17 protein-coding genes and 4 pseudogenes are annotated in these 23600 nt (G+C 66.3%); 13 read left to right on the top strand and 8 right to left on the bottom strand.

What is annotated here, in order from left to right; all coding sequences use genetic code 11:
• Positions 1-245: 245 nt before the first annotated feature.
• Positions 246-1175: a LysR family transcriptional regulator gene (locus tag EKK97_RS01410; RefSeq protein ID WP_159548215.1), complete on the bottom strand. Its 930-nt coding sequence runs from the start codon at positions 1173-1175 to the stop codon at positions 246-248.
• Positions 1176-1286: 111 nt separating this feature from the next.
• On the opposite strand from EKK97_RS01410, the gene wrbA reads away from it, so the two are divergent.
• Both wrbA and EKK97_RS01420 read left to right on the top strand, forming a co-directional pair.
• Positions 1287-1904: an NAD(P)H:quinone oxidoreductase gene (gene wrbA, locus EKK97_RS01415; protein ID WP_159548217.1), complete on the top strand. Its 618-nt coding sequence runs from the start codon at positions 1287-1289 to the stop codon at positions 1902-1904.
• Positions 1897-2832 (top strand): glutathione S-transferase family protein, encoded by a 936-nt coding sequence (locus tag EKK97_RS01420; RefSeq protein ID WP_159548219.1) that lies wholly within the window; start codon positions 1897-1899, stop codon positions 2830-2832. The genes wrbA and EKK97_RS01420 overlap by 8 nt, the downstream gene beginning before the upstream one ends.
• A gap of 58 nt (positions 2833-2890) precedes the next feature.
• On the opposite strand, the gene narL is transcribed toward EKK97_RS01420, so the two are convergent.
• A complete protein-coding gene (gene narL, locus EKK97_RS01425; RefSeq protein ID WP_159548221.1) occupies positions 2891-3553 on the bottom strand; it encodes a two-component system response regulator NarL in 663 nt (220 codons plus the stop codon).
• A 5-nt stretch (positions 3554-3558) separates the two neighbouring features.
• Positions 3559-5451: a histidine kinase gene (locus tag EKK97_RS01430; RefSeq protein WP_159548223.1), complete on the bottom strand. Its 1893-nt coding sequence runs from the start codon at positions 5449-5451 to the stop codon at positions 3559-3561.
• A 199-nt stretch (positions 5452-5650) separates the two neighbouring features.
• On the opposite strand from EKK97_RS01430, the gene EKK97_RS01435 reads away from it, so the two are divergent.
• A complete protein-coding gene (locus tag EKK97_RS01435; RefSeq protein ID WP_159548225.1) occupies positions 5651-6958 on the top strand; it encodes an MFS transporter in 1308 nt (435 codons plus the stop codon).
• Between the two features lie 128 nt (positions 6959-7086).
• A pseudogene (locus EKK97_RS01440) lies at positions 7087-8042 on the top strand (GlxA family transcriptional regulator); the annotation flags it as partial.
• An 85-nt stretch (positions 8043-8127) separates the two neighbouring features.
• Here EKK97_RS01440 and EKK97_RS01445 read toward each other — a convergent pair.
• From EKK97_RS01445 to EKK97_RS01465, 5 genes and pseudogenes are all read right to left on the bottom strand, one after another.
• Positions 8128-9513, bottom strand: coding sequence for a BCCT family transporter (locus EKK97_RS01445; protein WP_159548227.1), 1386 nt, complete (start codon positions 9511-9513; stop codon positions 8128-8130).
• 108 nt (positions 9514-9621) lie between these two features.
• Positions 9622-10449, bottom strand: a complete 828-nt coding sequence (locus EKK97_RS01450) for an alpha/beta hydrolase (RefSeq protein ID WP_159548229.1) — start codon at positions 10447-10449, stop codon at positions 9622-9624.
• 4 nt (positions 10450-10453) lie between these two features.
• Positions 10454-10909: a thioesterase family protein gene (locus tag EKK97_RS01455; RefSeq protein WP_159548231.1), complete on the bottom strand. Its 456-nt coding sequence runs from the start codon at positions 10907-10909 to the stop codon at positions 10454-10456.
• Positions 10909-11864, bottom strand: a pseudogene (locus EKK97_RS01460) (L-carnitine dehydrogenase). The gene EKK97_RS01455 and the pseudogene EKK97_RS01460 overlap by 1 nt, the downstream one beginning before the upstream one ends.
• Positions 11861-12780, bottom strand: a pseudogene (locus EKK97_RS01465) (beta-keto acid cleavage family enzyme). Before EKK97_RS01465 ends, EKK97_RS01460 begins: the two co-directional pseudogenes overlap by 4 nt.
• A 311-nt stretch (positions 12781-13091) precedes the next feature.
• On the opposite strand from EKK97_RS01465, the gene EKK97_RS01470 reads away from it, so the two are divergent.
• The 9 genes and pseudogenes from EKK97_RS01470 (at position 13092) to EKK97_RS01505 (ending at position 23586) form a co-directional block, all read left to right on the top strand.
• A complete protein-coding gene (locus tag EKK97_RS01470) occupies positions 13092-16856 on the top strand; it encodes a nitrate reductase subunit alpha (RefSeq protein WP_159548233.1) in 3765 nt (1254 codons plus the stop codon).
• Positions 16853-18424: a nitrate reductase subunit beta gene (narH, locus tag EKK97_RS01475; protein WP_159548235.1), complete on the top strand. Its 1572-nt coding sequence runs from the start codon at positions 16853-16855 to the stop codon at positions 18422-18424. Before EKK97_RS01470 ends, narH begins: the two co-directional genes overlap by 4 nt.
• On the top strand, positions 18417-19205 hold the full coding sequence (gene narJ / locus EKK97_RS01480) for a nitrate reductase molybdenum cofactor assembly chaperone (RefSeq protein ID WP_159548237.1): 789 nt from the start codon (positions 18417-18419) through the stop codon (positions 19203-19205). The genes narH and narJ overlap by 8 nt, the downstream gene beginning before the upstream one ends.
• Before the next feature lie 24 nt (positions 19206-19229).
• A complete protein-coding gene (narI, locus tag EKK97_RS01485; protein ID WP_159555649.1) occupies positions 19230-19907 on the top strand; it encodes a respiratory nitrate reductase subunit gamma in 678 nt (225 codons plus the stop codon).
• Between the two features lie 323 nt (positions 19908-20230).
• A complete protein-coding gene (locus tag EKK97_RS01490; protein ID WP_159548239.1) occupies positions 20231-21052 on the top strand; it encodes a peptidylprolyl isomerase in 822 nt (273 codons plus the stop codon).
• Positions 21053-21061: 9 nt separating this feature from the next.
• Entirely contained in the window at positions 21062-21646 is a 585-nt protein-coding gene (moaB, locus tag EKK97_RS01495; RefSeq protein ID WP_159548241.1) for a molybdenum cofactor biosynthesis protein B, read from the top strand.
• Positions 21643-22553 (top strand): annotated as a pseudogene (locus EKK97_RS25590) (molybdopterin molybdotransferase MoeA); the annotation flags it as partial. The gene moaB and the pseudogene EKK97_RS25590, both read left to right, overlap by 4 nt.
• Positions 22554-22577: 24 nt before the next feature.
• Positions 22578-22883, top strand: a complete 306-nt coding sequence (locus EKK97_RS25595) for a MoeA family protein (protein WP_340162960.1) — start codon at positions 22578-22580, stop codon at positions 22881-22883.
• On the top strand, positions 22843-23586 hold the full coding sequence (locus EKK97_RS01505; protein WP_159548243.1) for a Crp/Fnr family transcriptional regulator: 744 nt from the start codon (positions 22843-22845) through the stop codon (positions 23584-23586). The genes EKK97_RS25595 and EKK97_RS01505 overlap by 41 nt, the downstream gene beginning before the upstream one ends.
• Positions 23587-23600: the final 14 nt, after the last annotated feature.

A 23600-nucleotide genomic window follows, 5' to 3' on the forward strand; every position in this document is an offset into this window, starting at 1 on the left:
GCAGGAAAATCAGGAAAATACCTCTTGAGAGGTAGCAGGGGTATTTGGCTAAGTCATTGTTTCTCCGATGAAGTGAAAAACGCCGCGGCAAGAAAATGGCGCCTTGCCGGCGCCTTGAAGTCTTTGGAGGTATCCACACAGAACCACCCCCTATCGATCGATGCCTTCCTGCACAGCCCACACCGCAGCCTCCACCCGCGAGCGCAGATCGAGCTTCTTCGGTGGACCATGTGTGAGGTCACCCATCAAGTTTCATTCGGATTAGCGAGTTGCGGTTCCCAGTACGGCTGATCGGAGAAGCGTTCGGCGAGGAAATCGACCACGGTGCGCACCTTGGCTGCCAGGCGTCGTGTCGGTGGGTAGACCGCATAGAGGGTCGACTCCCTCAGGGGATAGTCCAGCAGCACTGCCTCGAGATTCCCCCGATCGATTTCCTTCCCCGCCACAAAGGTGGGTAGGGCCGCCAGACCAAACCCTCGAAGAGCAGCATCACACAGCATCCTGGCGTTGTTACCCTTGAACCGCCCCGTGGCGCGGATCGACTCCCACTTGCCGTCGATCAGAAAGCGCCACTGCTCTGCCGGCGTGGCGTTGGTATAGATAAGGCAATCGTGGTCGAGAAGGTCCCTTGGCGTGGCAGGAGTGCCATGTCGGCGTGCGTATTCGGGGCTGCAGACGACCAGTCGACGGATGGGGGCGAGACGTCGGGCAATCAGCGACGAATCCTTGAGTTCACCGATGCGAACGGCCATGTCGAAGCCTTCGGCGACGAGATCCAGGTAGCGATCATCCTGCTCGATCTGTACTTCGAACCGGGGATACTGTTCGAGTAGTTCCTCTATCGCCGGCATCAAGTGCATGGTGGTAAAGGCGAGGGGAGCCGCGATGCGTACCAGCCCGCGCGGCGCGTCGGAGGCCATGGTGACGGCCTCGACGGCTTCGTCGAGGTCGTCGAGTACGCGACGGGCCCGTTCATGAAAGGCAACGGCGATATCGGTCGGCATGACGTGGTGCGTCGTGCGGTTGAACAGGCGTACGTTGAGGCTGGCTTCCAGTGCCGAAATGCGGCGAGTCACCACCGATTTCGATACACCAAGCCGCTCGGCGGCTCTCGTGAAATTGCCGGTTTCCACGACCAGAGCAAAGGTGAGGAGAGCATTGAAGTCGGGCTGCATCGTGTTGTCCTCTGGTCAACACCGTTATTCATTGCGTGCTGTTTCCGATTTTTCAAGCAACACTACACTGGTTCCCGTATCAACAGCAAAGCTGATAGCGGGAGTTTTCAAATGGCCAATGTTCTGGTGCTTTACTATTCCTCCTACGGGCACATCGAAACGATGGCATATGCCGTCGCGGAGGGGGTTCGAGAAGCCGGCAGCCAGGTCACGATCAAGCGCGTTCCCGAGCTGGTGCCGCTGGAAGTGGCGCGCTCGGCGGAATACAAGCTCGACCAGGCGGCGCCGATTGCATCGGTCGAGGAGCTTGCGGACTACGATGCCATCATTTTCGGTACACCGACCCGATACGGAAACATGACGGCGCAAATGAAAAATTTCCTCGATCAGACGGGGGCGTTGTGGTTTGCGGGGAAGTTCATCGGCAAGGTCGGGTCGGTTTTTACCTCCTCCGGTTCCCAGCACGGCGGCCAGGAATCGACGATTCTCACCTTTCAAACGGTACTGCTACATCTGGGAATGGTGATCGTCGGGCTGCCATACAGCTTCGAGGGACAGATGGGCATGGATGAGATTCTCGGCGGCTCTCCCTATGGCGCTGCCACCATTTCGGGGGCGGATGATGGCCGCCAGCCTTCGGCTACCGAGTTGGAGGGCGCGAGGTTTCAAGGACGGCATGTGGCAAGCATTGCCACGAAGCTGGCGAGCGAAGGAGGATCGAATGAATGACCGACTCACTCGGATCCTCAGTGCCAGAGCAACCCGGACGGAGTCGCAGGGGCGGCAGGTGGTGGCAGCGAGTGAATTTCGCCACTCGATATCGAAGCAGGATGGGGCGGCCTTTCCCCCGGAGCGGAGCCGTTATCACCTGTTCGTCTCCCATGCGTGTCCTTTCTCGCACTACGTATTGATCGCACGTGCCCTGAAGCGACTTCAGGGCATCGTGTCGGTGAGCCGTGTCGCCCCTCATCAGGATGAGCGAGGTTGGCGGTTCGACCCCCCGGACCCGGTATCGCAGGCCGAAACCCTTGCGGATATCTACTTGCGTGCTGACCCGGCTTACAGTGGCAAGGTGACGGTGCCCGTTCTATGGGACAAGCTCTCAGAGACGATCGTCAGCAATGATTCGGGCGATATCTTCCGAATGCTGGATTCAGCATTCAAGGGCCTGACCCGGGGCGTCCCGCAGCTTCGTCCTCCTGAGCTTGCCGAGGAAATCGACACGGTCAGCGCCTTCATCCGAGAGAGCGTCAATCACAGCGTCTATCGTGCCGGTTTCGCAGCAGGACAGTGGGATTATGATCGAGCCGTTGCAGAGCTCTTCGAGGCACTGGATATTCTGGAGGCGACATTTCCGGATGAAGACTGGCTACTGGGAAGCCAACTGACGGAAGTCGATGCACGCCTCTTCGTCACGCTGATTCGCTTCGATGCGGTCTATTACACGCACTTCAAATGCAATTGGCGTCATGCCTACGAGTATCCACGGCTGTGGTCCTTTGCCCGACGCTTCTATTCGTTGCCGGGGGTCGCCGAGACGGTTCGCATGGACGACATCGTCAGCCACTACTATCTCAGCCATCAGGCCATCAATCCTGCCGGTATCGTGCCGAAAGGCCCTGACGTGATCGGCCGGCTGAGCCTGTCTGCGTATTGACGTCCTGAGTGTTGAATCACATCGACGCGCACTCTTGCTATGAGGGGGTATTTCAGCCTTATTCCAGCCCCTCCTGCACGGCCCATACCGCGGCCTCGACCCGCGAGCGCAGATTTAGCTTCTTCAGCAGGTGTTTCACGTGCACCTTCACCGTGCCCTCGGAGATGTCGAGCTTGCGCGCAATGAGTTTGTTGGAGAGGCCGGCGGCCAGCTCGCGCAGGATCTCCCGTTCGCGCTGGGTCAGGCTGTGGATGTCCGGGGTGGTCGGCGCCGAGCGCTGGTTGCGCAGCGCCTCGGCGAGCAGGGCGGTAAGGCTTTCGCTCACCACCATGCGACCCAGCGCGGCCTGGCGCAGCTGGCGCACCATCTCCTCGGGCTCCATGTCCTTGAGCAGGTAGCCGTCGGCGCCGCCGCGCAGGGCCGCCACCAGGTCATCCTCGTGGTCGGAGACGGTGAACATCACGATGCGTCCGGCGTAGCCCGCCTCGCGCAGCGCCTTGAGCGTCTGGATACCGTCCATGCCCGGCATGTTGAGGTCGAGCAGGATCATGTCGGGGTCGAGCTCGGCGGCCAGGCGCACGCCTTGAGCCGGCTCGCCGGTGTCGCCGACCAGCTCGAGATCGTCTTCCAGTTCGAGCAGTTGGGCGACGCCACGGCGCAGCAGCGGGTGGTCGTCGATGATCAGGATACTGGCGGGGGTCTCGCTCACTGACTGGCCCATGGGTCTCAGTTTCCTTGGTCGTGAAGGGTGGATTCGGCAGCCGGCTGGCGGGTGATCAGGCGCGCCGTCTGGGGCGTGAAGACCACTTCCACGCAAGTGCCGCCCTCGGTGCGGTTGGAGAGCTTCAGCTCGCCGCTCAGAGTGTGGGCCCGGTCGCGCATGATGACGAGGCCATAGTGCATGGGCGGCGAGTCGTCGTTCTCCAGGCCCACACCGTCGTCCTCGATGCGTAGCAGGATGCGGGCTTCGTGGAACTTTACGCTGACGGCGGCCCAGTGCGCCTGGGCGTGCTTGTGAATGTTGCTCAGCGCCTCTCGGGCGATCTGCAGCATGTGGATCTCTTCATTGGGGTTGAGCAGATGGGGCGGCACGTCGAAGTGCAGCTCCACCGGCGCGCCCATGCGCTCGGAGAACTCTTCGGTGGTCTGCAGCAGGGCGGTCTGAAGTCCGGGCCCCTCGAGCTTGAGGCGGAAGGTGGTGAGCAGCTCGCGTAGCTGGCGGTAGGCGCTGTTGAGCCCGGTGCGCAGCTCGTCGAACACCGCCGCCTGCATCTCCTTGGGGGCATCCTTGGCCTGCATGCGCTCCAGCCTTGCCACCTGCATCTTCAGGTAGGAGAGCGACTGGGCCAGGGAGTCGTGCAGCTCGCGGGCAATGATGGTGCGCTCGTTCATCAGCGAGACCTGCTGCTCCTCCTCGATGCGTCGCTGCAGGTAGACTGCCGTGGCCAGCTGGTCGGCCAAGGCGTTGAGCAGCCGACGCACGCTGTCGGAGAGGCGCTGCTCCTTGGGATGCCACACCTCCAGGGTACCCAGCATCTCGTCGCCCACGCTGACCGGTAGCAGCACGCAGTCGCCCTCTTCGGTGTCAGAGAGACGCAGAGGGCGTGGGGAGATCAGGCAGGCGTGGCAGTCGTGGTCACGGCAAAAGTCCGGGCGTCGCGCGGCGTGAGTGGCGAGGACGGGAATCTGGCGATTGTCGTGCGGATCGTTGAGCGACAGCCGGATGGGGCCGATATCGAGGAGTTCCGCCACTTGGCGCAGCATGGGTGCGGCGCTGGCGCACAGGTCGTTGCCGCCGCCGTAGAGTGAGCGGCTGCCGTCGTGGAGCGTCTGCATGACCTTGCTGCTGCGCTCCAGCTCCTGGGTCTTGCGTTTCACCCGTGCCTCGAGGTCGGCGTAGCTCGCGCCCAGCTCCTCGGACATGGTGTCGAAGGTATGGCCGAGCATGGCCAGTTCGTCGCTGCCCTTGAGCTGGGTGCGCAGGGAGAAGTTGCGCTGCGCGGCTTCTCGCGCCAGTACCATCAACTGGCGCAGCGGGGTTACCAGGTTGTGGCGGATATCATACAGCGCGATGGCCACGACTACCGCCGTCAGGCCGAGGAACAGGATCTGCAGGGCGCTGAGCAGGCGGATCTTGGCCTCGCTGTTCTGCTCGAGCTGGGAGACCATCAGGTCGATCTCGTTCACCAGCCCGTCCAGGGTGCGATTGAGCGATTCGATGTTCACCGTGCGGCTGTCGACGGCTTCGTTGACCTCCGGGGCCAGTTCGTTGTGCCAGCTTGCCAGTACCAGGCGGTATTGGCGACGCAGTTCGTGAGCCTCGGAGACAGGGATGGCGCTGGTCAATTCATCGCTGGCCAGGCGCTCCTCGAAGCGGCGCTTGAGCACGTGTACCGCCGCCTGGTGCTCCATGGAGGGAGTCCGCTCGTAACGCTGCAGGGCGGCCACGATCTGATAAGTGTTCATGCGCAGCGAGCCGGCGACGTTGATCGCCGCGGCATCGCCCCGGCTGCCGCCGGCAACGGCCATGGTCACCACGATGCTGATAAGAGCCATGGCGCTGATCGCCAGCAGTGAGGCGACGATGCGGGCCACGAGGGAACGTTGCAGCAGTTTCATTGACGGCGGGCGTCTCCAGAAAGGCGCGGGGCATGTCGATACTATAACCCCATGTCGACGCGATACCCCAAAGGACGGTGAGGCATCCTACCGGGAGTTCCGACGGGCTGCCACCAAAGAGGTACCTCGTATGCCCTTTTGACCCGACAGGGCGGGGTTAACGAGAATCACTCTGACCACACCACGAGACCCACCGTTCATGACCCATGTTGGGAAGCTCCAGGCGCCGGGGCAGCATGTCGACTATCGCTCGCTGGTGGTCGTGCTGCTCTCGCCGCTGGCCTTTGCGCTGGTGTTCGCCAGCTGGACCATCTTCGCCGTGCTGGGCGTCGAGCTGAAGCGCGTGCTGCTGTTCGGCGAAGTGCAGTTCGCCATGTTGCTGGCCATGCCGATGTTCACCGGTGCGCTGGCTTCGCTGCCGATGGCGCTGCTGGCGCGTCGTGTGGGCGGCCGGCGAGTGATGATCGGCTGTCTGCTGCTGATTTGCCCGTTGCTGTGGGGCATTGCCCATTCGGATGTCTACCTGGAGTTCCTGCTGGCCGGTGCCGGGCTGGGGCTGGGTGCCGGTTCGCTGGCTGCCGGCCTGGTCTACGTCGCCTCGCTGTGCCCGCGGCGCCACGCTGGATTGGCGCTGGGGCTCTACGGTGCCGGCATGCTGGGGGCGGGGCTCACCTACTTCCTGCTGCCCTTGATCAGCCAGGCCTACGGCTGGCCCATGGCACCCAAGCTTTACCTCATGCCGATGCTACTGGTGGCCCTGCTGCTGTGGGTATTCGCCGAGGATGCGCCGAGCGCGGCGCTGCCCGCCGTGCCCGACTATCTCGTCGGATTCGAGCCCAGGCCCGAACGCGCCCTAGCGCTGCGACGATGGCTACCTTCGCCGGCAGTGTGCCGCCTGGCGCTCTACTACAGCTTCTTCTACGGCGCCTTCGTGGCGCTGGCGCTGTGGTTGCCGGGGTATCTGGCGGCGCAGTATCAGCTTTCGCTCAAGCTGGCCGCACTGTGGGCGCTGGCCTTCACCCTGCCGGGCGGCGTCGGTCAGATCGTCGGCGGGGCGCTGGCCGATCGGCGCGACTTCCGCGACCTGCGCTGGTGGGTCAGCGCCTGCGTGATGGTGTGCCTATTCCTGCTCTCCTATCCGGACTTCAGCATGCAGATCCACGGCGTGCACGGCGATATCGCGCTCGCCTTTTCCATGCCGCTGGGTGGCTTCACCGCGCTGCTCGCGGTCATGGGGCTGGCCATGGGGGTCGGCAAGGGCAGCCTGATGCGCCTGCTGCATCGCGACCACGGCGACGACATGGCCCACGCCGGCGGGCTGGCGCTGACCCTGGGCGGGTTGTTCGCCGCTGTGCTGCCGTTGATGTTCGTGCTCGGCAACGAATGGATCGGCATCCGTACCGCCGGCTTCATGTTCCTCTACGCCGCGCTGGCGGTGTGCATGCTGCTGATGCTGTGGGATGCCAATGCCGGTAAGGGCAAGGCTCGCCCCCGCCAGGCGGACTAACCCCCTTCAACGGGCCTTCTATCGCCTCAGGTCTGGCGGCTTATCCACAAAGTATGACGTATTGCGCATAGTCAGCGCCTCGCCGCCAGGCGATGCTGCCGGGAAAAGCGCGCCGAGAGGAGTCGCCCATGCGCCTGGACTATCGCGGGCCGTTGCCCGAGAGCGTCGGCTTCCTGCTGCTGCCCCGCTTCTCGATGATGGCTTTCTTCTCGGCGGTGGAGCCGCTGCGCATCGCCAATCGCATCAGCGGCCGGCCGCTGTTCGACTGGACTCTGATCAGCGAGGACGGCGGGCCGGTCACCGCCTCTAACGGCATGACCTTGCTCGCCGACCAGGCCATCGCCGAGGTGAAGCGGCTGCCCGCCCTGGCGGTGTGTAGCGGTTTCGAGCCGGAGGCGCACCTGAGCCGGCCGCTGATGGCCTGGTTGCACCGCCTCGACCAGGCCGGCTGTGCCCTGGGGGGCTCGACACCGGCTGCTTCCTGCTGGCCGCAGCGGGCCTCTTGGAGGGTGAGCGGGTGACTTTGCACTGGGAGAGCCTGCCCGCCTTCCGCGAGCGCTTCCCCACCATCGAGACCACCGACGAGCTGTTCGAGATCCGTGAGCGCCGCTTCTCCTGCGCCGGCGGCGCGGCGGCCATGGACCTGTCCCTGGAGGTGATCTCCCGGCGCCATGGCGCACGGCTGGCCATCGACGTCTCCGAGCAATTGATCCATGAACGACTGCGCAGCCGCCGCGACCAGCAGCGCATGACCTTGGCGCGCCGCCTCGGCACCCATAACCGTCGCCTGGTGGAGGCGGTGGCACTGATGGAGCGGCATCTGGAAGAGCCGCTATCGCTCGCCGAGGTGGCCCGCCGTAGCGGCGTCTCGCCGCGCCAGCTGCAGCGGCTCTTCGAGCAGCAGCTCGGTACCTCGCCCCGCCAGTGGTACCTGCAGCTGCGCCTGGAGCGGGCCCGGCACCTGCTCACCGAGACCGATATGGACGTGCTCACGGTGGGCCTGGCCTGCGGCTTCACCTCCGGCTCCAGCTTCTCCCGCGCTTTTCGCGTTCAGTATGGGCACTCGCCGCGCCAGGCGCGGCGGGCGGCGGGTAGGTTGGAGCTCGGCGGTCGCTGCGCGTCTCGGCCACCTTCTTGTGGCAGGTCCTGGCTAGCAGGCCCGCCCACGACTAGTCCCGCGACTGCTCGAGGCCGGCCGCGCGCCGCGGCAGCACGCGGCGCAGGAAGCCGAAGGTGAGGGCGAAGATGCCGATTGCCACCGGAATGGCAGTGACCGAGATCAGGGTCAGGATCACCCGGTAGACGTCGCCGCCCAGCCAGCCGATGACGATGGCCAGGGTGGCCATGGCCAGGATCCAGAAGATTCGCGTGCGCTTGGCGGTGAGCATCTCGCACACCAGGCCCGCCGAGTCGGCGCTGGTAACGAAGAACAGCAGGATATTGAGCAGTAGCACCAGCGACAGGATCCCGCTGGTGTCGAGGCCGCGCACCAGTTGGAAGACGTCCTCGACGTCGGCCTCGAGCCCGGCCAGGCCGAAGGTGACGAACCAGAAGCAGGTCAGCAGGGTGGGCACGATCAGGATGCCCAGCACCAGCTCGCGCAGGGTGCGGCCCTTGGAGATGCGCGCGATGAAGACCCCGGTGAAGATGAACCAGCCGTACCAGGAGGCCTCGAAGGCGTAAAGCCAGTCGGCCAGCCAGGCCTTGCGCTCGGGGTCGCCGAGGCCGATATCGGTGGCCATGGCCGGATAGCGCACCAGGTACTCCGGCAGCAGCAGGGTGAACTGCTTGAGGATCTCCGCGGGGAAGGTGAGCACGAAGACCGCCAGCATCAGTGTCAGGGCGAAGACGCTGTTGTAGTTGCTCAGCCACTTGATGCCGCGCTGGAGCCCCGAGACCGAGGAGAGGATGGCGAAGGCGGCCAGGGTCAGGATCATGGCGGCGTTGCTCACCTCCAGGCCGAGCCCGTCGGCCAGCGCCTGGCGCAGCGGCGTGCTGGCGTAGGAGAAGGTCAGCGACAGGCCGATCACCGTGGCCACCACCAGGCTCACCAGGTTGAGGTGGCTGAGGAAGCCATTCCCCAGCAGGCGCTCGGCGGGCTTGGTGATATTCAGGTTGTAGAGCGCGTGAGCGAACATCACCCCCACCCCCAGGTAGCCGACCCAGGCCAGGAGGCCCCAGTGGTTGAAGGCGGTGAGCAGCGCCTCGTGGGAACTCATGCCCGCCTCGACGTGGTAGCGCGGCTCGCTGACGCCCCAGGTGAGCAGGGCGATGCCCATGCCGGTGGAGAACAGCATGCCCAGCCAACTGGGGGTGGAGAACTCCGGAGGCCCCTCGCCGAAGCGCAGGCGGCCCAGGGGAGTGACGGCGGCCACCAGGAAGAACAGCGAGGCGGCGAAGGCCGGGTAGGTGAAGAGGAAGCCGAAGTTGCCGATCACCTGGGTCTTGGCCAGCTCTAGGCCGACCTCGAACTGGGCGGGGAAGAGGGTGATGGCGCCGAGCAGGGCGCCGACGGTGAGTACCGAGGCGAGGGTGGTCAGATAATCGTGTTTCATGGCAGGGCCCGTGTTTGCTGTTGTTGTCGCTTCAGCTTATGGGGGCCTGAGCCGCCAGACTTGTCACCAGGCGAAGCGAAATCGCCACGAGCCGCAGGTCTGAGGCACTTATGCCAGATGGCCGGCCAGGGCCCGACAGAACGCCTGCCAGGCCTTGCCCATGGCGGGGAGGTGGGCCTGAGCGTGGAGGGCGGCGTGCACCATGCCGGGCGCGCAGCGATAGCCGACTCGGGCGCCCTGGCGGCGCCAGGCGGCCACGGCGGCTTCGAGGGGACGGGTCAGGGGGTCGTGCTCCACCGCCAGCACCTCGACCAGGGACGCCGGGGGCATGGCCGGGGAGAGTGGCAGGGGGGCCACCCACTGGCCCAACTGGAGGACCTCGGCCCGGGACAGCAACGGGGCATCCGGGCCCGGCTCGGCCGCATCGGGGGCGCCCAGTGGGGGATAGATCAGTCCCAGGGGCGGCACGGTGTCCGCCCGGGTCTGGGTCCAAGTCCCGGCCAGGTCCAGTACCAGCCGGCCGCCGGCACTATCGCCCACCAGGGCGATGGGGGCGATGGCTTTGGCCACCGCCCGGCAGTCGGCGAGCATGGCCGCGTAGTCGGCCTCCGGGGCCAGGCGATAGTCGACGCTGACCACCTTGCGGCCCAGGGATTGGGCGAGGCTTGCCGCTACCCCGTGGTGGCTCGTCACCGAGCCGAGGGTAAAGCCGCCGCCATGCACGAAGAGTACCGTACCGGGCTTGGCGCTATCGGGCAGAAAACGACGCACCACCACGCCGCCGCAGGCGCTGTCCTCGACCCGCATTCCCGCTGGATCGGGTGGGGCGAAGCTGGCGCAGAGGGCCTCGTAGCGCGGGCGCGCCACTGCCAGGGGCACGCCCTCCAGATCGCTCAATCCTGCGGCGAAGCGCCGGATAAAGGCCTCGATATCCATCCGCTCAGCGCCTTATGCTGATGGTGCGCCCGGCGAGCGCCGGCCAGGCACCGGGCTTGGCCTGGGGCAGCGCGGCGATGGTCTCGGCCACGGCGGGAGGGAAAGCGTCGGGGCGGCTGCTCTCGCGGCTCACGCCCATCAGCATCTGCTCGCTGGTGGCCAGCAGGTTGCCTTCGGCGTCCTGCATCTCGAAGAAGACATGCAGCCGCTTGGCGTCGCGGTCGAGCAGGGTCAGCGTGACCCGCAGCGGCTGGCCTTCGTGGGCCTCGCGGCGATAGCAGAGATGGGTTTCCAGGGTGTAGAGCGTATAGCGGTGGCGATCGCGGCCGGCGGCGTCCAGGCCGATATGATCCATCAGCGCCTCCACCGCCAGGGACAAGACCCTGGCGTATTCGGCATCGTTCATATGGCCGTTGTAGTCGACCCACGCCGGGGCGACGCGGGTTTCCAGAATCTGCATCAGATGCGCCCCTCCAGGCCTTCGGCTTCCGGCCAGTATTTCTGCACCAGGCTGAGCAGTTCCACCAGGAAGTCGTCGCGGCGACGGTCGAGTTCGCTCACCGGGCGGCCGGCGGCCTGGTACTCGCAGCCTTCGACCACCTTGTCGATCAGCTCGTCGCTGAGCTCGGGGGCCTCGAGCTTGGTCCAGGGCAGCTTCAGGGCCGGGCCGAACTGCTCGAGCATATGGCGCATGCCGGCTTCGCCGCCGGCCAGGTGGAAGGTGAGGAAGGTGCCCATCAGCGACCAGCGCAGGCCGCAGCCGTAGACCACGGCGGCGTCTACCTCCTCGGTGGTGGCCACGCCGTCGTTGACCAGGTGCAGCGCCTCGCGCCACAGCGCCTCCATCAGGCGGTCGGCGAGGTGCCCCTCGATCTCGCGGCGCACCACCAGCGGGCGCATCTCGAGTTCCCGATAGAGCCTCCGGGCCGCATCGAGCTGCTCGGGCTCGGTGGCTGCGCCGCCCACCAGTTCCACCAGCGGCAGCAGGTAGACCGGGTTGAAGGGGTGGGCGACGATCACCCGTCCCGGGGCTCGGGTGCAGTCACGCTGCAGGTCGCTGGGCTTGAAGCCGGACGTCGATGAACCGATCAGCACCTCGGGCGCCGCCGCGGCGTCCAGGGCGGCGAGGATCTCGCGCTTGAGCTCGAGGCGCTCGGGGACGTTTTCCTGGATCAGGGTGGCGCCTTCGACGGCGATCTCCAGGCTCTCCGCGAAGGAGAGCCGCGCGGGGCTGGCGCCCTTGGCCAGGCCCAGGCGTTCGAGGGCTGGCCAGGCGTTGTCGACGAAGGCCCGGGTGCGCGCGGGGCATCGGGGGCCGGGTCGAAGGCCACCACCTCCCACCCTTGGGCCAGGGCGCGGGCGATCCAGCCGTTGCCGATCACTCCGGTGCCGATCACGGCGAGACGCTGACTCATGCGACACCCCCCGCAACTTTCTCAACGATGCGGCCGCTATGCGGATCGCGCAGTCCCAGATGGGCGCGGGTCTCGGCAGGCGTCATCACCCGGGCGCCGAGGTTCTTGATCAGGGTGCGGGCGCGCTCCACCAGTTGGCCGTTGGTGGCCAGCACCCCTTCTCCAGATAGAGGTTGTCCTCCAGGCCGACCCGGGCATGGCCGCCCAGCAGCACCGCCTGGGCCACCATGGGCATCTGCTGGCGGCCGATGCCGAAGGCCGCCCAGTTGGCGTTCGCCGGCAGCTTGCTGCGCATGGCCAGCATGGTCTCGGTATCCGCCTCGGCGCCCCAGGGAATACCCAGGCAGAGTTGGAACAGCGGGTCGCCGTCGAGCAGTCCCTCCTGCTGCAACTGGCGGGCGAACCACACATGGCCCAGATCGAAGCACTCCAGCTCCGGCTTGACCCCGGCGGCCTGCACCAGGCGGGCGTGTTCGCGCAGCCAGTCGGCGGGGTTCACATAGACCATATCGCCGAAGTTGAGGCTGCCGCAGTCCAGGGTGCACAGCTCGGGCAAGAGCTCGCCCACCGGGGCGTGTCGCTCGGCCGGGGTCTGGATGTCGGTGCCTGGGCCGCCGCGGGTGGGGTCGGCAGCATCGGGGACCCAATCGCCGCCGCCGCCGGCGGTGAGGTTGATGACGATATCGGTGTCCGCCTCACGGATGCGCTCCACGACCTCGCGGAAGTGGTCCAGGGAGTGGCTGATGGCGCCGGTCTCGGGGTCGCGCACATGCAGGTGCGCCACGCTGGCGCCGGCCTTGGCGGCCTCGATGGCGGCCTCGGCGATCTGCTTGGGGGTGACGGGCACATGGGGGCTCTTGGCGACGGTGTCGCCGGCGCCGGTGATGGCACAGGTCAGGATGACGTTGCGGTTCATGGGGGGCTCCTCGCACGGGGGATCGACGAGGAGCAGTGTGGCGCGGCGGGAAGGACGGGAGTTGACGCCGAGCGCCGCGGAGTTGTCGCGAGTCGCCCCGCCAGGCGGACTAACCCCCTTTGACCGGGCGGTCTATCACCTTGTGGGTAGAGGGGGTGTATATGGAGGTAACCTGGCAGTAATCCGCTTTTCGATGCTCCAGACTTCGCTTCAAGAACCTGCCCCGGCGGTCGTGTGGATCACGTCGCACGACACGGCAGGCGGGGTGGCCCGGGTGCCACGCAACACTTCAAGAAGCCTGGAGATCGACCATGAGTCACTTCTTAGATCGGCTGAATTTCTTCCGCAAGGCGCGCGAGCCTTTCGCCAACGACCATGGCGAGACCCGTGAGGAGTCCCGTGGCTGGGAGGACGGTTACCGCCAGCGCTGGCAGCACGACAAGATCGTGCGCTCCACTCATGGCGTGAACTGCACCGGCTCCTGCAGCTGGAAGATCTACGTCAAGAACGGACTGGTCACCTGGGAAACCCAGCAGACCGACTACCCGCGCACCCGCCCGGACCTGCCCAACCATGAGCCGCGGGGCTGCCCGCGCGGTGCCAGCTACTCCTGGTACATGTACAGTGCCAACCGCCTCAAGTACCCGCTGATCCGCAAGCCGCTGCTCAAGCTGTGGCGCGAGGCCAAGCAGCAGCACGGCGACCCGGTCGACGCCTGGGCTTCCATCGTTTCCGACCCGGCCAAGACCAAGCAGTACAAGCGCGCTCGCGGCATGGGCGGCTTCGTGCGTGCCAACTGGGACGAGCTCAACGAGCTGATCGCCGCGTCCAACGTCTACACCGCCAAGCAGTACGGCCCCGACCGCATCATCGGCTTCTCGCCGATTCCCGCCATGTCGATGGTCAGCTACGCTGCGGGCAGCCGCTACCTGTCGTTGATCGGCGGCGTGTGCATGAGCTTCTACGACTGGTACTGTGACCTGCCGCCGGCGAGCCCCCAGACCTGGGGCGAGCAGACCGACGTGCCCGAGTCGGCCGACTGGTACAACTCCGGCTACATCATCGCCTGGGGGTCCAACGTACCCCAGACCCGCACCCCCGACGCCCACTTCTTCACCGAGGTGCGCTACAAGGGCACCAAGACCGTCTCCATCACCCCGGACTACGCCGAGGTCTCCAAGCTCACCGACGAGTGGCTGTCGGTCAAGCAGGGCACCGACGCCGCGCTGGGCATGGCCATGGGCCACGTGATCCTCAAGGAGTTCCACCTCGACAAGCCCAGCGCCTACTTCACCGAGTACGTGCGCAAGTACTCCGACATGCCCTTCCTGGTCGAGCTCGAGGCTCGCGAGGACGGTAGCTTCGTGCCCGGCAAGCAGCTGCGCGCCAGCGACTTCGAAGGCGCCATGGGCCAGGACAACAACCCCGAATGGAAGACCGTGGCCTGGGACGAGCTGTCCGACCGCCTCGTCGTGCCCAACGGTTCCATCGGCTTCCGCTGGGGCGAGAAGGAGGAGAACCAGGGCAAGTGGAACCTCGAGGAGCGCGATGCCAGCGGCGCCGAGATCAAGCCGCTGCTGACCCTGGCCGAGAACCACGACGACGTGGCCAAGGTGGCGTTCCCCTACTTCGGCGGCATCGCCCACGAGCACTTCGATCACGTGGCCGGCAACGAACTGCTGTTCCACAGCCTGCCCGCCAAGCGCCTGACCAAGGCCGACGGCGCTGACATTCTCGCCGTCACCGTGTTCGACCTGATGTGCGCCAACTACGGCATCGACCGCGGCTTCGGCAAAGAGGGCGAAGACGACGGCGCCACCTCCTACGACCAGATTCGCCCCTACACCCCGGCCTGGCAGGAGAAGATCACTGGCGTGCCCGCCGAGCAGGTCGCCCGTATCGCCCGTGAGTTCGCCGATAACGCCGACAAGACCCGGGGCCGCTCCATGGTCATCGTGGGTGCCGCGATGAACCACTGGTACCACATGGACATGAACTACCGCGGCCTGATCAACATGCTGGTCATGTGCGGCTGTATCGGCCAGAGCGGCGGCGGCTGGGCCCACTACGTGGGTCAGGAGAAGCTGCGCCCGCAGACCGGCTGGACCCCGCTGGCCTTCGGCCTCGACTGGCAGCGCCCGCCGCGCCACATGAACTCCACCTCGTTCTTCTACAACCACTCCTCCCAGTGGCGCTACGAGAAGCTCGAGGTCAAGGAGATCCTCTCGCCGCTGGCCGATGCCAGCCAGTACAGCGGCAGCCTGATCGACTTCAACGTGCGCTCCGAGCGCATGGGCTGGCTGCCCTCCGCGCCGCAGCTCGGCACCAACCCGCTGCGCCTGGCCAAGCCGGCCGCCGAAGCGGGCATGTCGACCAAGGACTATGCCGTACAGCAGCTCAAGAGCGGCGAGCTGGCGTTCGCCGCCGAGGATCCGGACAGCCCGCAGAATTTCCCGCGCAACCTGTTCGTGTGGCGTTCCAACCTGCTGGGCAGCTCGGGCAAGGGCCACGAGTACATGCTCAAGTACCTGCTGGGTACCCGTCACGGTATCCAGGGCAAGGACCTGGGCGAAATGGGCGGCCAGAAGCCGCAAGAGGTGAAGTGGCACGACGAGGCGCCGGAGGGCAAGCTCGACCTAGTGGTCACGCTCGACTTCCGCATGTCCTCCACCTGTCTCTACTCCGACGTGGTGCTGCCGACGGCCACCTGGTACGAGAAGAACGACCTCAACACCTCGGACATGCACCCGTTCATCCACCCGCTGACCGCGGCCACCGACCCGGCGTGGGAGTCGCGCAGCGACTGGGACATCTACAAGGGCATCGCCAAGGCCTTCTCCGAAGTGTGCGTGGGCCATCTGGGCGAGGAGACCGACCTGGTCACCCTGCCGCACCAGCACGACTCCCCGGCCGAGCTGGCCCAGCCCGAAGTGAAGGACTGGAAGAAGGGCGAGTGCGAGCCGATCCCCGGCAAGACCATGCCGGCGCTGATCGAGGTCAAGCGCAACTACCCCGAGACCTATGAGCGCTTCACCTCCGTGGGTCCGCTGCTCGAGACCATCGGCAACGGCGGCAAGGGCATCGCCTGGAACACCGAATCCGAGGTCGAGCTGCTCGGCAAGCTCAACTACCGCAAGAGCGAAGGTCCCGCCAAGGGCCGGCCGAAGATCGAGACCGCGATCGATGCCGCCGAGATGATCCTGACCCTGGCGCCGGAAACCAACGGCAACGTGGCGGTCAAGGCGTGGGATGCGCTGTCCAAGATCACCGGACGCGACCACACCCACCTGGCCACGCCCAAGCACGAGGAGAAGATCCGCTTCCGCGACATCGTGGCCCAGCCGCGCAAGATCATCTCGAGTCCGACCTGGTCCGGCCTGGAGGACGAGCACGTCTCCTACAACGCCGGCTATACCAACGTGCACGAGCTGATCCCGTGGCGTACCGTCAGCGGCCGCCAGCAGTTCTACCAGGATCACCCCTGGATGCGCGCCTTCGGCGAGAGCCTGCTGGTCTACCGCCCGCCGATCAACACCAAGACGGTGACGGGATTCCAGATGCCCGAGGATAACGGCAACCCGACCAAGGCGCTGAACTGGATCACCCCGCACCAGAAGTGGGGCATCCACTCCACCTACAGCGACAACCTGCTGATGCTGACCCTCAACCGTGGCGGTCCGGTGGTGTGGATGTCGGAGACCGACGCCCAGGAGATCGGCATCGAGGACAACGACTGGATCGAGCTGTTCAACGCCAACGGCGCGATCACCGCGCGAGCCATCGTCAGCCAGCGGGTCAAGGCCGGCATGGTGATGATGTACCACGCCCAGGAGCGCCAGGTGAACGTGCCGGGCTCCGAGGTCACCAAGACCCGCGGCGGCATGCACAACTCCGTGACCCGGGTGTGCCCGAAGCCGACCCACATGATCGGCGGCTACGCGCAGCTCTCTTACAGCTTCAACTACTACGGCACCGTTGGCTCCAACCGCGATGAATTCGTCCTCATCCGCAAGATGAAGAACGTCGACTGGCTGGATGGCGAAGGCAACGACAGCGTGCAGGAGACCGTGAAATGAAGATTCGTTCCCAGGTAGGCATGGTCCTCAACCTCGACAAGTGCATCGGCTGTCACACCTGCTCGGTCACCTGCAAGAACGTCTGGACCAGCCGTGAAGGCATGGAATATGCCTGGTTCAACAACGTCGAGACCAAGCCCGGTATCGGCTATCCCAAGGAGTGGGAGAACCAGGACAAGTGGAAGGGCGGCTGGATGCGTCGCCGCGACGGCAAGATCGAGCCGCGCATCGGCGGCAAGTGGCGGGTGCTGGCGAACATCTTCGCCAACCCCGACCTGCCCGAGATCGACGATTACTACGAGCCGTTCGACTTCGACTACCAGCACCTGCATACCGCCAAGCAGGGCGATCATCAGCCGGTGGCGCGTCCCCGTTCGCTGGTCTCCGGCGAGCGCATGAAGAAGATCGAATGGGGCCCGAACTGGGAGGAGATCCTCGGCACCGAGTTCGCCAAGCGCCGCCGCGACAAGAACTTCGAGCAGGTGCAGGCCGACATCTACGGCCAGTTCGAGAACACCTTCATGATGTACCTGCCGCGCCTGTGCGAGCACTGCCTCAACCCGGCGTGCGTGGCCTCGTGCCCGAGCGGCGCGATCTACAAGCGTGAGGAGGACGGCATCGTCCTGATCGACCAGGACAAGTGCCGCGGCTGGCGGATGTGCATCTCCGGCTGCCCGTACAAGAAGATCTACTACAACTGGAAGACCGGCAAGTCCGAGAAGTGCATCTTCTGCTACCCGCGCATCGAGGCGGGCATGCCGACCGTGTGCTCCGAGACCTGCGTGGGCCGTATCCGCTACCTCGGCGTGCTGCTCTACGATGCCGATCGCATCGAGGAAGTGGCCAGCTCGCCGGACGTACGCGACCTCTACCGCCGCCAGTGCGAGATCTTTCTCGACCCCCACGACCCCGAGGTGATCGAGCAGGCCAGGAAGGACGGCATTCCGGACAACGTGATCAAGGCCGCTCAGGAGAGCCCGGTCTACAAGATGGCCATGGACTGGGGGCTGGCGCTGCCGCTGCACCCCGAGTACCGCACCCTGCCGATGGTCTGGTACGTACCACCGCTCTCGCCGATCCAGTCGGCCTTCGAGGCCGGCGACCTTGAGAGAGACAAGTATGACGGCGTGCTGCCCAAGATCGAGTCGCTGCGCATCCCGGTGCGCTACCTGGCCAACATGCTCACCGCCGGTGAGGAAGAGCCCGTGGTGCTGGCGCTCAAGCGGCTGATGGCGATGCGCGTCTACATGCGTAACAAGCACGTCGAAGGCAAGGTCGATACCGCCGTGCTCGACGCCGTCGACCTCAGCGAGGCCCAGGTGGAGGAGATGTACCGCTACCTGGCCATCGCCAACTACGAGGATCGCTTCGTGATCCCCACCAGCCACCGCGAGATGGCCACCGAAGCGTTCCCCGAGCGCGGCGGGTGCGGCTTCAGCTTCGGCGACGGCTGCCACGGCGAGAGCAAGCCGAGCCTGTTCAACGGCCGCAAGCAGACCAGCGCGCTGGTCAAGCCGGCCACCGTGTTCGACCCGAAAACCGGCGCCAAGGAGACTCACCATGGCTGATGCAGCACTCCAGATGCCCCAAGAGGCGATGATTCAGCCGGAGTTCGGCATGCGCAGCCTGCGCGTGCTGGCCCGCCTGCTGGACTACCCCACCGAGGCGCTGCAGGGCGCGGTGGGCGAGCTGATCGAGGCGCTCGACGCCGAGCGCCGCCTGCCGGCGGTGCTGCGCGGCGACCTGATGAGCTGGTGCCAACGTATCTTTGATGCCGACCTGCTCGAGCTGCAGTCCGAGTACGTCGCATTGTTCGACAAGGGCCGCGCCCACTCGCTGCTGCTGTTCGAACACGTGCACGGCGAATCCCGCGACCGCGGCCAGGCCATGGTCGACCTGATCGACGAGTACAAGGCCGCCGGCTTCGAGCTCGACGCCCGCGAGTTGCCCGACTACCTGCCGCTGTTCCTGGAGTACCTCTCCACTCGCAGCGACGAGGAGATCGGCCGCTGGCTGGGCGAGATCCGTCACATCCTGGCGTTGCTCACCGCACGCCTGGAAGAGCGCGGCGCCGACCAGGCCCTGGTCACCCGCGCGCTGCTGGCGCTGATCGACGCCGAGGACGACATCGAGGCAAGCCGTCAGGCGGTGGCCAGCGAGAAGCGCGACGACACCCCCGAAGCGCTGGATGCGGTGTGGGAGGAGGAGGCGGTGCGCTTCTCCGCCAAGTCCGACGAGGACTGCGCGCTGCAGTCCGCCGAAGGCCGGCGCTTGGCCGAGCGCAAGCGGCAGGTGCAGGGCGAGGCGATTCGTATCCTCGACCCCGTCGATGCCGCCAAGAAACATTAACGGAGACCTGTCATGAGCTCATTCATGAACTACCTCGATTCCCTGCTGTTCGGGCTCTACCCCTACCTCGCCGGCAGCGTCTTCCTGATCGGCAGCCTGATGCGCTACGACCATGGCCAGTACACCTGGAAGACCGGCTCGAGCCAGATGCTGTCGTCGAAGAACATGCGCCTGGCCAGCAACCTGTTCCATATCGGCATCATCACTATCTTCTTCGGCCACCTGGTCGGCCTGCTGACGCCGCACTGGCTCTACGGCCCCTTCATCAGTGCCGGCACCAAGCAGGTACTGGCCGTGGTGGTTGGCGGCATCGCCGGCGTGATGTGCCTGGTGGGCGGCGCCATGCTGTTCTATCGCCGCCTGACCAACCCGCGGGTGCGCGCCTCCTCCAGCACCATGGACACCGTGATCATCGGCCTGCTGGTGCTTCAGGTGGCGCTCGGCCTGCTCACCATCCTGCCCACCCTGGGCCACCTGGACGGTAGCAAGATGCTGCAGTTCTCCGGCTGGGCGCAGTCGATCGTCTACTTCCAGGGCGGGGCTGCTGCTCACCTGGAAGGCGTGAGCTGGATCTACAAGCTGCACATCCTGGTCGGCCTGACGATCGTGCTGGTGTTCCCCTTCACCCGTCTGGTTCACGTGTGGAGCGCGCCGATGGGCTATGTGACCAGGCGTTACCAAATCGTCCGCCGCCGGGCTTGAGGTAAAAGCTGGCTGCGCTCGGCCAGACGTTGTTGGAGATCGACTTAAAATGCTCATTTACAAACACGTAAACTCCGCTTTTTCGTCGATCTCCGCCTAGTCTGGCCATCGCTCGCTCAGCTTCGCATGCCTCGGAGCAACAAAGTTTTGGGACGCCGGAGGCAGGGCTGGGGGCGCCGGGGCAGGCCGAAGAGGAGGTCTTTTGCCATGGATGGCAAAAGTAGCGCCCAGGGATGGGTTCACAGCGCCTCCTCGCCGGCCTGCCGCCGGAACAGCCCCCGCTCACTAAGCCGGCCGAGTCATGAAGTTTGAGGATTAGCACCATGCAAATGATCGAGATCGCACAGCTGCCGGGTCGCTACGCTCCGCCGCCCGTCAAGGTCGGCGGCAAGGCGATCGACGAAGAGAGCATCGCCCGCGAGATGCAGTACCACCCGGCGGCGACCGCTTCCGAGGCGCAGCTCTCGGCCGCCCGCGCCCTGGTGGTTCGCGAGCTGCTGCGCCAGCGCGCCGTCGAACTCGGTCTGCTGAGCGCGGACTCCCGTGACGAAGGCGTGCACGATGCCGCCATCGCCGCCCTGCTGGAACGGGAGCTGGACGTCCCGGAGCCCGAGGAGGAGGCCTGCCGCCGCTTCTTCGACGCCGACCCCGAGCGCTTCAGCACACCGACCCGGCTCAAAGTGCGCCATATCCTGCTGGCTGCCGCCCCCGACGACGCCGAGACGCGCGACGCCCAGTACCGCCTGGGCGAAACGCTGCTCGAGGAACTCCGGGCGATCCCCGAGCGTTTCACCGAGTTCGCCATGCGCCACTCCGCCTGTCCGTCGAAGAGCGAGGGCGGCGAGCTGGGCTGGTTGGCCCAGGGGCAGACCGTGGCCGAGCTCGACCGCGCCCTGCAGCACCTGCCCCAAGGGCTGCATGACCGTCCGCTGGCCTCGCGCTACGGCTGGCACCTGGTCAGCATCGACGAGCGCCAAGGCGGCCAGCGCCTGCCCTTCGAGCAGGTCGCCGAGCGCGTTCGCCACACCCTGCGCGAGCAGGCCACGCGCCGCGCCCTGCGCCACTACCTGCTGGCGCTGGAAGAAGAGATCGGCGTGGAAGGGGTGGAGCTCGACGACAACGCCGCCGGCAGCCTGATGCAATAGGAGGAGTCCATGTCCCACGTTCACGCCAACGCCCGCTTCGTGCCGCTCGGCATCAGTGTGCTGACCGTCTCCGATACCCGCGGCTTCGACCGCGACGGCAGCGGCGACCTGCTCAGCGAGCGCCTCTCCGAGGCCGGCCACGCGCTGGTCGAGCGACGCATCGTGCCCGACGACATCTACCGCATCCGTGCGGTGGTCTCGAAGTGGGTGGTGCGCGACGACATCCAGGTGATCCTGGTCAACGGCGGTACCGGCTTCACTCTGCGCGATACCACGCCCGAGGCGCTCGCCCCGCTGTTCGATCGCGCCATCGACGGCTACGGCGAGCTGTTCCGCCAGCTCTCCTTCGACAGCATCGGCACCTCCACCGTGCAGTCGCGGGCGGTGGGCGGGGTGGCCAACCGTACCCTGATCTTCGCCATGCCGGGCTCGCCCAAGGCCTGTGCCACCGCCTGGGATGGTATCCTCGAGAGCCAGCTTGACGCACGCACCCGGCCGTGCAACTTCGTCGCCATGGTCATGCCCGAGCAGCAGGCCTGCGTTTCGCGCGAAGCGCAGGCAATGTGTGACCAGGGTCAAGGAGTGAGTGCATGAGCTGTGGCACCCTGGCCAAGGGCCTGCTCGACCTGGAGGTGGCCCGGGCGCGCCTGATCGCCGCTGCCGAGCCGGTCCAGGGCGAGGAGCTCGTGGCACTCGAGCAGGCGGCCGGCCGGGTGCTAGCCCGCGACCTGCGCGCGCGGCTCGACATGCCCGGCATCGATAACAGCGCGATGGACGGCTATGCCCTGCGCGCCGCAGAACTGAGCGATGCCGGCCTGCCGGTGGTGCTGCGGGTACCGGCCGGGGCCGGCGTGGAAACACTGCCCGAGGGCGGCTGCGCACGCATCTTCACCGGCGCACCGGTGCCCGAAGGCGCCGACTGCGTGGTGCCCCAGGAGCGGGTTCGCCTGGACGAAGCGGGGCGGGTGCACGTCGTCGGCGAAGCCAAGCTCGGTGCCAACATCCGCCGGCGCGGCGAGGAGTACCGTGAGGGCGACCCCCTGCTGGCGGCGGGCTGCACGCTCAACGCGGCGGCGTTGGCGCTGCTGGCGAGCCAGGGCATCGCCGAGGTGCCGGTACTGCCGCGGTTCAGGGTGGCGCTGATCTCCACCGGCGACGAGCTGATCGAGCCGGGCGAGCCGTTCGCCCCCGGGCGGGTGTACGACAGCAATCGGGTCATGCTCAAGGCGCTACTGGAGCAGGCCGACTGTGTCGTGCTCGACCTGGGCGTGATCGCCGATGACCCGCGGCGCTGCGGAAGGCGTTCGTCGCCGCCCGCGACGGCGCCGACCTGGTGGTCTGCACCGGCGGTGTCTCGGTCGGCGAGGAGGACCACGTCAGGCCAGTGCTGGAGGAGCTCGGCGGGCTCTGGTTCCATGGCGTGGCGATCAAGCCGGGCAAGCCGTTCGCCTTCGGCTACCTCGACAACGGCTCGCCCGAAGGCGTGCCGCTGATCGGGCTGCCGGGCAATCCCGTGGCCTCGCTGGTGGGCTGGCATCTGCTGGCTCGGCCCTTCGTTCAGGGGTGCCAGGGGCGCACCGTCGAGGCGCTGCAGCAGTACCGCGTCCGTGCCGGCTTCTCGCGGCGGGGCAGTCCGGGACGGCGCGAGCTGCTGCGGGTCACGCTCGACTGGCAGGGCGAGGGCCCGCTGGCATTGCTGGCGGGCGGGCAGGGCTCCCACATGCTGCATGCCGCCAGCCAGGCGCACGGTTATCTGATGATGGCCGCCGATACCGACGTGGAGGAAGGTCATGAATACCCCTATCTACCCGCCGGACAGTTCGTCGACTGACCTGCTGTTCAAGCCCAAGCAGCTGCGCGAGCTGGTGCAGGGCGTGCCGTGGCTGGGTGAACTGGAAGAGGATGAAGTCACCGCGCTGCTCGAGGACACCGAGCTCAAGACGCTCAAGACCCGCGAATGGCTGTTCCGTCAGGATGCGCCGGCGCATTGGCTCTACATCGTCATCAATGGCGCGGTGCGGCTGGCGCGCAGCGCGGGTGACGGTCGCCTGGCCACCATCCGCAGCGTCGAGCGCGGCGGCACCCTGGGTGAGCTGAGCATGGTCTCCAGCGCCGGCGTCTATCTCTACTCCGCCGAAGCGCTGCGGCGTACTCATGTGCTGGCGATTCCCGCCCAGCGCTGTCGCGAGATCATGGATCGCCAGCCGGCCTGTCGCGCCGAGTTCATGAGCCGGCTGGCGCTGGAACTCACCGAACGTCTCGAGGACCTGGCGCTGCTGACCCAGGCCGACGCCATGTCGCGGCTGGTCAGCTACATCCTGCGCCAGTTGCCGCCGGGGCGCAGCAAGAGCCCGCGGGTGGTGCGGCTGTCGATCCCCAAGCGCTGGCTGGCCGCCCAGTTGGCCATGACGCCGGAGACCTTGTCGCGGCTCTTGGCCAAACTGCGCGACGGCGGCGTGATCGGCATCGACCGCCAGCGCCTGACGGTACTCGACGAGCAGAAGCTGCGCGACGCCATGCTGGCCGACGACTGAGGTCGTCGGCGCGG

The organism is Billgrantia tianxiuensis, assembly GCF_009834345.1.
GTDB lineage: Bacteria > Pseudomonadota > Gammaproteobacteria > Pseudomonadales > Halomonadaceae > Halomonas > Halomonas tianxiuensis.

Excerpts from the sequence above, each read along its gene's own strand:
- narJ (WP_159548237.1), top strand. The coding sequence starts at position 18,417 with ATGGCTGATGCAGCACTCCAGATGCCCCAAGAGGCGATGATTCAGCCG.
- EKK97_RS01450 (WP_159548229.1), bottom strand. The coding sequence starts at position 10,449 with ATGGATATCGAGGCCTTTATCCGGCGCTTCGCCGCAGGATTGAGCGAT.
- EKK97_RS01505 (WP_159548243.1), top strand. The coding sequence starts at position 22,843 with ATGAATACCCCTATCTACCCGCCGGACAGTTCGTCGACTGACCTGCTG.
- wrbA (WP_159548217.1), top strand. The coding sequence starts at position 1,287 with ATGGCCAATGTTCTGGTGCTTTACTATTCCTCCTACGGGCACATCGAA.
- EKK97_RS01445 (WP_159548227.1), bottom strand. The coding sequence starts at position 9,513 with ATGAAACACGATTATCTGACCACCCTCGCCTCGGTACTCACCGTCGGC.
- EKK97_RS01470 (WP_159548233.1), top strand. The coding sequence starts at position 13,092 with ATGAGTCACTTCTTAGATCGGCTGAATTTCTTCCGCAAGGCGCGCGAG.
- narL (WP_159548221.1), bottom strand. The coding sequence starts at position 3,553 with ATGGGCCAGTCAGTGAGCGAGACCCCCGCCAGTATCCTGATCATCGAC.
- EKK97_RS01490 (WP_159548239.1), top strand. The coding sequence starts at position 20,231 with ATGCAAATGATCGAGATCGCACAGCTGCCGGGTCGCTACGCTCCGCCG.
- EKK97_RS01410 (WP_159548215.1), bottom strand. The coding sequence starts at position 1,175 with ATGCAGCCCGACTTCAATGCTCTCCTCACCTTTGCTCTGGTCGTGGAA.
- EKK97_RS01435 (WP_159548225.1), top strand. The coding sequence starts at position 5,651 with ATGACCCATGTTGGGAAGCTCCAGGCGCCGGGGCAGCATGTCGACTAT.
- moaB (WP_159548241.1), top strand. The coding sequence starts at position 21,062 with ATGTCCCACGTTCACGCCAACGCCCGCTTCGTGCCGCTCGGCATCAGT.
- EKK97_RS01430 (WP_159548223.1), bottom strand. The coding sequence starts at position 5,451 with ATGAAACTGCTGCAACGTTCCCTCGTGGCCCGCATCGTCGCCTCACTG.
- EKK97_RS01455 (WP_159548231.1), bottom strand. The coding sequence starts at position 10,909 with ATGCAGATTCTGGAAACCCGCGTCGCCCCGGCGTGGGTCGACTACAAC.
- narI (WP_159555649.1), top strand. The coding sequence starts at position 19,230 with ATGAACTACCTCGATTCCCTGCTGTTCGGGCTCTACCCCTACCTCGCC.
- EKK97_RS01420 (WP_159548219.1), top strand. The coding sequence starts at position 1,897 with ATGAATGACCGACTCACTCGGATCCTCAGTGCCAGAGCAACCCGGACG.
- narH (WP_159548235.1), top strand. The coding sequence starts at position 16,853 with ATGAAGATTCGTTCCCAGGTAGGCATGGTCCTCAACCTCGACAAGTGC.